This is a genomic window from bacterium (assembly GCA_035529855.1).
Classification (GTDB): Bacteria; RBG-13-66-14; B26-G2; order WVWN01; family WVWN01; genus WVWN01.
Window position 1 is genome coordinate 1 of sequence record DATKVX010000026.1, and the last position, 9323, is coordinate 9323.

Sequence of the window (9323 nt, forward strand, 5' to 3'; positions counted from 1 at the left end):
GAAAGCGGCCCGCTCGGGCCGCTTTTTCGTCGGCGTAATTTAAATAAGAGGGAGATACAGCGGCGCGACGGTTATAAGCCGCCGCCCGCCGCGGCGCCGAACAACCCGGCGATGAGGCCGATATAGACCAGGAAGAAGGCCGCGTAGAACAGCACCATGCACAGGATGACCGACACGCCGATGGCGAAGTTCACCAGCGCCGCGATAAGGCAGTACTTGCCGAACTCCTTGTTGGCCGCGTCCGGCTTGCCCAGGTACAGCGCCCCCAGGACGATGCCCGCTATCGGTAGGACGAAAGACACGCCGTAAAACAGCCATCGCGGCTCGGGCGGGACTTCCGCCGCCGTCTCCGCTTCGACCGGGTTTTTCGCTTTCGCCATCGCTCGGCCTTTCGTTTTTATTCCGGAAGAAGGAAGCCGAAGCCGGCCTTGAGCCCCAGCGCCAGCCACACCGCGCCGCCCACGCACACCAGCACGAGCGCCGCGATGCCCAGAACGAGGCAAATTTTGCCGCGGCGCCGGTTGGCCTCCTCCCCCTTGCACATCTCGAGCGCGCCGTACGCGACGCCGAAGAAGGGGAAGACGAACGACGCCGCGTACGTCAGCGCGCTCCGCCATGTGGATTTTCGTGCCAACGGGTCCTCCGGTGTTAGCCGCTCGAGCGCCGGCGGCTTCTCTTTTCCGCGGCCGGGAGCCTGGCCGCGACGAACGCCACGACGTCGTCGCGGTTGTCGCGGGCGAAGCGCAGGTTCACGCCCCGGAAGGAGTCGAGTCGCGACGGATACGTGAAGGTCGAGAGCATGACGCCCAGCCGGTCGGCGTAGTAGGAGTGGAAGTAATCCCACGGCCGGCGTTTTTTTATTCCTATCACCGAGACGAAAACGCCGTCGTCGTCGAGGCGGAAGCGCCGCGGTAGGATATGGCCGTGGAGCGAGAGCGCCAGCACGACGGCGCCCGGGACCGCGAAGAGCGCGCTGTCCCAAATAAAGTATATGGCCGCGGCGGTGCCGGCGACGGCGAAGGCCGCCAGCGCCGAACGCGCCGGATATTCCACCAGCGGCCAGGCGCGCCAACTCAGCGACGGCGGCGTTTCCTTTCGGCCCGTCATCTATTTAAACGTCGCCCGGGCGATGGCGGCTACGGGTATGGGCGTCCGGTCGCCGTCGCCGGCGACGTGGAGGTACGCCCGGCCGCGCTGCACCGTTATCTTGCAGGGCTCGACCTCCACCGGTTCCTCCTCGCCCTCGAGCCAGAGTTTCAGCGCCTTGCCGTGCGCGACCGCGAACTCCACGACGGCGGCCGCGTTCTCGGCCTCCGGCTCGGGCGTCCCGTCCTCGGCGGCCCGGCGCGAGCCGGCGTCGAACAGCGCCCGGGGCGAGACGTCGGCCTCGGCCTCGCCCCCCAACGACCGCGGCAGGTACCCGTCCGAGGTGAGGGCGTCGCGGACGGCGGCGTAAGCTTCGCGCGATATCTCGACGGCGTGCAGTTCGCGCCGCCCCTTGACGAACGGCGCGACCGTGGGCAGGTTGGCGATTTCGTCCGCTGTTTCGGGCGTCTCCGCGGCGACGACGAGGTGGTCGTAGAAGGATATCTTGCCGTATCGCTCGGCCCAGCCGCGCAGCGAGAACGCCACGTTTTGCGGGACCGGTTTCGAGACGCGGCTTTCCAGGAAGGACAGCACTTCGTCGACGGCGACGCCGGCGTCCAGCGCGCGGTAGAACGTGGCCTTGGATATCCGGTACGACGGAAGGCGGCCGCCGCTCGTCTGCTCGGCGAACGCCTCGAGCTTGAGCCTGGTCTCGGTCGGCACGTCGTAGGGGACCTTGAGCTCGAAGTTCCCGCCCAGCAAGAACCGCGGTTCGGCGGGTTGCGCCGGCGGCCGCTTCAATTCGTCCAGCTCCTTCGCCCGGGCGAAGAGGAGCGAGCCGTCGTCGGCCGCGCCCGCGGCGCAAACGCCGCTTACGAACAGCGCGAAAAGGCCCTTACGTATGTTCGCCCCGTCGGCGTCCGGGGCTACGCCGAGAATACTCCGGACCGCATCCGCGACGGGCCGCCATTGACCCGCCGGCGACAGCGCGCACAAATACGCGGCGAGGAGGGCGCCGGCCGTCCCGTCCTCTTCCACTACGGCTCGAGTCAGGTCGGCGTTATAATTTGCGGCCACGCGAGCCGGGTCTTCCGCCAACCATCCGGCGGCGCGGAGTTCGCCGTCGTCCCGCGCTAATGCGCCGCGACGTTCCAGGTCTTCCGCCAAGAGCTCGAGCCGGCTGTACCCGAAACCCTCGACCGCCGCGGCCCGCGGCGCTTCCTCCTCCGCCACCTCCAGCAGCGGCGCCAGTTTCGCGAGCGCGCGCTTGGGGGTGGAGCCGCTCTGCGTCAGCGTTATGGGGTTTTTGATTACGTAGCACCAGCTCGAGACGGCGTCCCGGAACGCGGAGGGGGGCTCGAGGGTCGTGACTCGCGGCGGCGGCTCGGCGGCCGGGGCGGCGAATTGCTTGGCGGCCTCGTCGTGGACGTGCGGCAATATCTCCGCCGCCGGCCGGTACAGGCCGGTAGCGGCGTCGGGCAGCAGCAGGCCGCGCGTTACGGCGTCCTGAGGGGGGGCCGTGGCCCCGAAGCGGAAGAGGGTGGAGGGGCCGAGGACCGCCAGCAGTTTTTCGCAGGCCGCGGCGACGAAGAGGACCTCCGCCGCGTCCGCTTCGAGCTCGCGGACGAAACGCCGGACCGCTTTGCGGTCGGCGAGGCGCTCGGGGATGCTTGCGAGGAGGCGTGCCTTGGAGGTCAGCTCTTCGTGGAGGCCCACGTGTCCGGCGATGGCCGCGAGGTCTTCCAGCTCGAGGGCGGCGAGGCCGCTTTCGAGGGAGAGGGGTTCGGGAAGGCCGTCGAACATTTTACAATATTAGCACGCCCACTCCCGGGGGTCAAGGCCGGCGGGCGTACGGTCATCATTTGGGTTGACGCCGGCCCGGCCTGAGGTTATAGATATAGGAGTAGTCCGCGCAGGCGGAACGGTTTTGGATTCCGAATAATGCTATCTAAGGCGGAGAAGGAGTACGTCTCGAGCCGCGGCTACTGGACGCTCTTCAAGCCGCTGGCGCTCTTCTACCGGTACCAGCTCGAGCTGGCGTTGACGCGCGCGCTGCGCCGCGAGGGCGTCGCGCTGGAGGGGAAGCGGCTGCTCGAGGACGGCTGCGAACGCGGCAACCTGCTGCGGCTGCTTGTCGAGATGGGCGCGTCGCCCGGGCGTTGCGTCGGCCTGGACCGGGATATCGAGGCGCTTCGCGACGGCCGCGCCAAGACCGCGGCGGCGGTGCGCTTCGTCCGCGGCGACGCCGCGGCGCTGCCGTTCCGCGCCGGCGCCTTCGACGTCGTCTTCCAGTCGCTGTTGTTCTCGTCGCTGCCGCCGGGGGAGGCGCGGGAGCGCGCCGCCCGGGAGATAGGCCGGGTCCTGGCCGACGGCGGCGTCTTCGTCTGGTACGACTTCGTCGAGCGCGCGAAGGAGGGGCTCCCGCGGGGGCTCGAGCTGGGGGAAGTCCGCGAGCTTTTTCCCGGCTGGCGGCTCGCGACGTACAAGTTCGGCCTGCGCTTCCGCTGGGTCCACTTCCTCGTCAACAAGTGGCGCTGGCTCGCGGAGACGCTGGCCTCGCTCGGCGTCGCGCGCTCGCATTACGTGATAATAATGCGCCGCCCGTGAGGGGCGGCGCGATGCGGAGGGCGAGGGAATCGAACCCCCAAGGCCGTGAGGCCGGCGGATTTCAAATCCGCTGCCATACCGTTAGGCGAGCCCTCCGGGGACGTTTAATGATAACGGAAACGGGAGCCCGCGTCAAGGCGATGTTCGCGGGGGATGGCGATTTCGGCAACGAAGAAAGTGTTTGATTCGCGAACGGGTTCGGGTATATAATTTACTTAAGATGGCGAGGAAGGGAATATGGTTAATTTAGGATACAATCCAACCGGCGCGCCGTTCGCGGCAGCGGCGGTTTCGTTTTTCCGGGCTAAGTACAAACCCGGCCCGATGGCCTTCGGCGTGCCGTTCTGCGGCTGTAGCTTGGATGAGCCGATATTAAACTGGTAGGAGCTAATACAGCGGGCTAGGTTGAAGGGGTTTTTAAATGCGTTTAGTTTTTATATTGGCCGTAGTGCTGCCGTTAACGGCGGGGGCAGTCCCCGAAACGAAAGAACTAGACAGTTTATTAGAGATTAGGCACGTAAGTATAGACCGCGGAACGGACGAGTTCGCAAAGGAGTTGTTTTATCTTAGTTACCGGCAAAATCCTGTTTGGGTAGTTCCGAGGGCTTTAATAATGAAAGTACCAAAAGAGGAGCTATTCCAAGATTTCAAGGAAGCCGAGTACGGCTACGAGTTCAGCGCTTTAAACGATTACGTGTTCGTAAATATATCGGCCGATTGGTACGGCGGCGTGAGCGCTATATACAAGCCGGAAGCGGACGACCTTGAAAGCCCTTCGCATAAATATATAAGAGATCTAAGGATTCCCGACCCGTGGATGGTAGCGGGGGACGAACGCGTTATCGCGGATATAGCGGCGCTTTTCGACAAGGACCCGAAATTTAAAACGTTGGAGGGTTTGGAGCAGGCGGCGTATATAACGCTCTACCTTTTTTATTGGCATAACCTTTCTATATGCGGGGGTTACGAATTTGGAGAACCGCCCGAAGGCGTATATGTATGCGACGACCCGGCGGGGATATATAGGTCGAAGGTCTATTCTGCTATCAGTAGGGGTAGGGAAACTGATTGGGACCGCCGTGCTGGAGATTACCTCCGCGTTTTACCGAAGGGGGGAAAAGGGTATTTCATACTTCCCGATAAATTCGAATACTATTTTTATACTTGGGACTTTTATACCCGCCGATTACGTTTTTGGTTCTTCGGCCTTGATTACGACGGCCGTAATACGATAAAGGAAATTACAATAGGCTACATGTAATACTCTCTTCCTATTTAAATAAAGGCCCTTTATACATAGATAAGTAGTAATTCGGCGGCCGGCGTCAAGGCTGTTAGAGAATTGTTTACTTAAGCGGCGTTTAATCGTATAATGCCGCCGATTTTTTTTATGGCCCCCGTCCTCGAAATCGTAGACCTTACCAAAAGGTTCGGCGGCGTCACCGCCGTCGACGACTTGTCGTTCGCCGTCGCCGCGGGCGAGGTCTTCGGCTTCTTAGGCCGCAACGGCGCCGGCAAGACGACCACCATCAAGGTCGCGCTGGACCTGGTGAAGCCCACCGGCGGCGAGGTCCGCCTCTTCGGCGACGACTGGCGCGAGCCGGAGCTCCGGCGCCGCGTCGGCTACCTCCCCGAGTTCCCGGTGCGGTACCCGTACCTCACGCCGCGGCGGTACTTGCGATTCGCGGCGCGGCTCTTCGGCGTGACGCGAGCGGAGGCGGCGCGACGCGCCGACGAGCTAATCGCACAGGTCGAGCTCGAAGACGCGGCCGACCGCCGGATGGGCGGTTTCTCCAAGGGGATGCTGCAGCGCGTGGGCCTGGCGCAGGCGCTCGTTAATGAGCCCGACCTCCTCTTCCTGGACGAGCCCACCGCGGGCCTCGACCCGCTGGGCCACCACCTCGTCAAGGCGCTGGTCCGCGACTACGCCGCGCGCGGCAAGGCCGTCGTCGTGAGCTCCCACATCCTGGCCGAAATCGAGGCGCAGTGCTCGCGCGTCGGCATAATAGAAGAGGGCCGGCTGGTGGCCGAGGGTGACCTCGCGGAACTGCTCAAGCCCACCAACGTCGTGGAGGTAGAGCTGGAGGGGCCGGCGGCCGCGGCGCGCGAAGCTTTCGAGAAAATATCGAGCGCCGTCGACGCGACCGGCAATCGCTTCGCCCTGACGCTGTTGCCCGGCAAGGATTCTTCGGACGTTTCGAAGGCCGCGGCCTCGGCGGCCTGCGTCGTCACGGCCTTGACGACGCGCCGCCAGAGCCTGGAAGACCTGTTCGTGTCCGTGGTCGGCAAGGCCGGGGAGGAAGCGTCGGCGTGACCGTTTGGCTCGTAGCGTGGGAGTTTTTCAAGCGCGCGTTCGCGTCGCGGACGCTCGTCGTATTCGGCGTCGTCGGCATATTGTTCCTCATAGTGGCCGGGTGCCTCTTCGGCGCGCAGCTCTACAGCGGCAGCCACGTCTACGCCGCCGAGGAGCAGCTCGCTATCGCCCGGGCCGTCTCCTACCACATCGCCGTCGCGTGGGGAGTGTTGTTCGCCGTGATGCTCGCGATGGGCGCGGCGTCGCGGCCGCTGGACGACGGCCGGGCGCAGTTCCTGTTGTCCAAGCCGGTGCGCCGCTCGCACGTCCTGCTGGGGCAACTCCTCGGCGTCTTCCTGACGGCGCTCGCGGCGGCGGCGGCGCTCGCGGCGTTGGCGTCGGCGCTGTCGCTGTTGCGCGCGCACGTCTTCCCTTGGACGCTCTGGCTCGGCGTGGGGGTCGCGTCGCTCGCGCTCGCGCTCGCCGTCGCGCTGGTGGCTTTCTTCAGCATGTTTCTGCCGCGCGTAGTCGCCGGTATGTTGGGGATAATTATTTACCTGGGCAGCTTCCCGGCGGCGATAGGCGCCTTGCGCGACTTCATGACCGGCGGCTACAAGGAGGCCGGCCTGCAGCTCCCGTGGTACGTGCGGTGGGGCGCCGAGGTCTACTTCGCCGCGGCGCCGCCCATAGCGGGGGTGCAGCTGCGAGCCGCCGAGCTGTTAAAGGGGCAATCCTGGGGCGTCGACGGCTGGCTGACGGTCGCCACGGCCGCGGTCTACGTCGTCCTCTTCTTCGTCGCGACGTGGGCGCTGTACGCCCGGCGGGACGTGTAGCAGTTCCGTTAACGGGTTATGGCGAAAAGCAAACCCCGCCGCGGCGGGGCTTTTTGGTTTATTAGTTTATTGGTTTAGCGGCAACGGGTTTCGAAAGATTGCCTAATCAATGGGAAACTCTCTTCGAGTTGGGTCGCGTTGGTAACGCCCAATTCGAAGTCGCCCCCGCCCCAGTGGCCTATATTGGATACGTCGCGCGAGAATGGCGGAGGGTTCTCGACCCGATTATATTTCAAATACAACCAAACGCGTAGGCCGTTTCGAAGTATATGGATAGAACAAAAACACTTATTGGCGCACAGGTAATTTATAGTTTTAGCTATGTATTGTTTGTTTACGATCCCCGGTTTTAAAGAAAAACAAAAGTTATCGAGCTTTCGGTACAACTCTAGGACCTCGGCGGGTTTTCCTTCTATATGGCGCGACTCGGTATATATTTTCTTCGGTCGTTTACGCCGCCTCGTTTCCCAACTTTTTAAAGCCCTTTCGGATTTTGTAGTTTTATCTATTTCCGGTATTATTTCCGCGGTTTCAGGAACGTCGATTCCGCCTTCGGGACTAATCATGGCCCAAACGCGCGTTAGACTTTCTTTTATTTTTTGGGGTTTTAAATTTTCGTCGCCGGCGGCATTCTTAATTAAGTTGATGAAACGCCTCGGCGGGTCCCTCATAATCTTGTCTATAGCTTTTCTCACTTTGCCGTCGGTAAACGTCCTTTCGCCTATCTCATCTAAAGTCCCTTTCGCGATCTCCTCTCGTGAAACCCGCCACAATTGCCGGGCAAGGTCGGTGGCGTCTGGGGCTGCGGCTTCGTTTAGGTCGAGTGAAACTTCAAACATAAGCTTATCAGGGGCCGGGCATTTTTCTACGCTCCTGTAAACTTTCCATTTAACGCCGTTAGTGAGAACGCACCAGACTATGCCGTCGCTGGTTGCGTAACCGATTATTTGGGTAATAGCTTTAACGTCCTCAAGGGGGTCGTTGAGGGCTTTAGCTTCGATCAGCAGTATAGGCTTTTTATTAATTTTTAGAGCGTAATCTACCGCCTTTTTATCAACAGTAGGATACTCTATTCCGACCTCGTCGGGGTCCCTTATATCCCATCCTAACGCCTCGAGAATCGGTTCTATTATTATCGTTCTAGTAGAAGCTTCGTTTAGCGACCGTCGCCGCCATTTATCTAGTTTCGCCGATATATCGTTTATATTTTGAGCTAGTTTTTTCATCGTATTATTCCTCCTCGCCGGATTCGACTATTCGAATTGCTATCGCTCCCTATTTCAAAGCGGCGTATCGTATTCATATTTATTCCTTGAAGCCTAACCCCCTTTTAATATAAGCTATTATTACCGTTTTAGCAAGTTAATATTTTTAGCTCTTTATTAATACCCCGGGTACCGGCGTTATGATGAATCCTTAGGATGACGAAGCACCAAAAGTATTCCTTACCGTTTTACCCTTGACATCCGCGGCACCACGTTTTAAATTTGCAGTCCACGCTAACGGCGCTCGTAGTTTATCCGTAGTTATCCGAATAAGTTCTTTTCGAGAAGGAGCCGGCGTATGGCCAAGAAGCCCGTAATGATCAACTTAATAGCCGACGAACTCCCCAAGCAGTGGTACAACATCCTGCCGGACCTGCCCGAGCCGCTGCCGCCGCCGCAGGACCCGGAGGAGGGGCCCAGCCGCCTCGAGCAGCTCCCCAACCTCCTCATCGGCGAGTGCCTCAAGCAGGAGTTCGCCGAGGACCGCTGGATCGACATCCCGCCGGACCTGCAGGAGCTATACCTGAAAGCGGGGAGGCCGCGGCCGCTCTTTCGGGCGACGGAGCTCGAGAAGAGGTTGGAGACGCCGGCCCGGATATACTACAAGGCCGAGTTCTACAGCCCCACCGGCAGCCATAAGGTCAATACCGCGCTGGCGCAGGCGTACTACGCCCGCGAGCAGGGCTTCGAGCGCATGACCACCGAGACCGGCGCGGGCCAGTGGGGGACCGCGCTGGCGTACGCTTGCGCCCTCGTCGGCCTGAAGTGCACTGTCTTCTGGGTGCGCGCGGTCCACGACTGGAAGGACGACCGGCGCCGCCTGATAAAGATGTACGGCGCCGAAGTCCACGCCTCTCCCAGCCCCCTCACCAAGGTGGGCAAGGAGCTCTACGATAAAAATAAGAAGCACCCCGGCTCGCTGGGCATCGCGATCTCGGAGGGGTTGGAGGATTCGGCCGGCGACCCCAAGGCCACGTACAGCCTGGGGTCCGTCCTCAACCACGTCCTGCTGCACCAAACCGTTATTGGCCTTGAGACCCAGAAGCAGTTCGAGAAGCTCGGCGACTATCCCGACGTCGTCACCTCGTGCCTGGGCGGCGGCTCCAACTTCGGCGGCTTCGCGCTGCCCTTCTTCGGCGACGCGCTGACCAAGGGGAAGAAGATCAAGTTCGTCGCGGCGCAGAGCGAGGCGGCCCCCAACCTCCAGGGCGAGTATCGCTTCGACTTCGCGGACTACGG

At 61.7% G+C, this 9323-nt stretch carries 11 protein-coding genes and 1 tRNA gene; 6 read left to right on the forward strand and 6 right to left on the reverse strand.

Translation table 11 applies throughout. The features are described 5' to 3' along the window. Positions 1 to 71: 71 nt before the first annotated feature. Genes VMX79_02545 through VMX79_02560 form a run of 4 tightly spaced genes read right to left on the reverse strand, consistent with a single transcriptional unit; the run spans position 72 to position 2889 of the window. Positions 72 to 380: a hypothetical protein gene (locus VMX79_02545; protein ID HUV85972.1), complete on the reverse strand. Its 309-nt coding sequence runs from the start codon at positions 378 to 380 to the stop codon at positions 72 to 74. Positions 381 to 397: 17 nt separating this feature from the next. Beyond that, a complete protein-coding gene (locus VMX79_02550; protein HUV85973.1) occupies positions 398 to 634 on the reverse strand; it encodes a hypothetical protein in 237 nt (78 codons plus the stop codon). Positions 635 to 648: 14 nt separating this feature from the next. Next, on the reverse strand, positions 649 to 1107 hold the full coding sequence (locus tag VMX79_02555; protein HUV85974.1) for a hypothetical protein: 459 nt from the start codon (positions 1105 to 1107) through the stop codon (positions 649 to 651). Beyond that, the gene (locus VMX79_02560; protein ID HUV85975.1) at positions 1108 to 2889 is read right to left on the reverse strand and encodes a helicase-associated domain-containing protein; all 1782 of its coding nucleotides are present in this window, start codon (positions 2887 to 2889) and stop codon (positions 1108 to 1110) included. Between the two features lie 138 nt (positions 2890 to 3027). Between VMX79_02560 and VMX79_02565 the strand changes: the two genes are divergently transcribed. After that, positions 3028 to 3693, forward strand: a complete 666-nt coding sequence (locus VMX79_02565; GenBank protein HUV85976.1) for a class I SAM-dependent methyltransferase — start codon at positions 3028 to 3030, stop codon at positions 3691 to 3693. A 14-nt stretch (positions 3694 to 3707) separates the two neighbouring features. Here VMX79_02565 and VMX79_02570 read toward each other — a convergent pair. Next, positions 3708 to 3789, reverse strand: a tRNA-Ser gene (locus tag VMX79_02570). Positions 3790 to 3930: 141 nt separating this feature from the next. On the opposite strand from VMX79_02570, the gene VMX79_02575 reads away from it, so the two are divergent. From VMX79_02575 to VMX79_02590, 4 genes are all read left to right on the forward strand, one after another. Then, positions 3931 to 4077, forward strand: coding sequence for a hypothetical protein (locus VMX79_02575; protein ID HUV85977.1), 147 nt, complete (start codon positions 3931 to 3933; stop codon positions 4075 to 4077). A 37-nt stretch (positions 4078 to 4114) separates the two neighbouring features. After that, complete coding sequence (locus tag VMX79_02580; GenBank protein ID HUV85978.1) at positions 4115 to 4954, forward strand: hypothetical protein; 840 nt, start codon at positions 4115 to 4117, stop codon at positions 4952 to 4954. Positions 4955 to 5083: 129 nt separating this feature from the next. After that, complete coding sequence (locus VMX79_02585; protein ID HUV85979.1) at positions 5084 to 6007, forward strand: ABC transporter ATP-binding protein; 924 nt, start codon at positions 5084 to 5086, stop codon at positions 6005 to 6007. After that, positions 6004 to 6819 (forward strand): ABC transporter permease subunit, encoded by an 816-nt coding sequence (locus VMX79_02590; GenBank protein ID HUV85980.1) that lies wholly within the window; start codon positions 6004 to 6006, stop codon positions 6817 to 6819. Before VMX79_02585 ends, VMX79_02590 begins: the two co-directional genes overlap by 4 nt. Positions 6820 to 6893: 74 nt before the next feature. On the opposite strand, the gene VMX79_02595 is transcribed toward VMX79_02590, so the two are convergent. Continuing rightward, positions 6894 to 8045, reverse strand: coding sequence for a type I restriction endonuclease (locus VMX79_02595; GenBank protein HUV85981.1), 1152 nt, complete (start codon positions 8043 to 8045; stop codon positions 6894 to 6896). Positions 8046 to 8382: 337 nt separating this feature from the next. On the opposite strand from VMX79_02595, the gene VMX79_02600 reads away from it, so the two are divergent. Beyond that, positions 8383 to 9323, forward strand: a 941-nt coding sequence (locus tag VMX79_02600) for a TrpB-like pyridoxal phosphate-dependent enzyme (protein HUV85982.1), incomplete at its 3' end; no start/stop codon positions are given.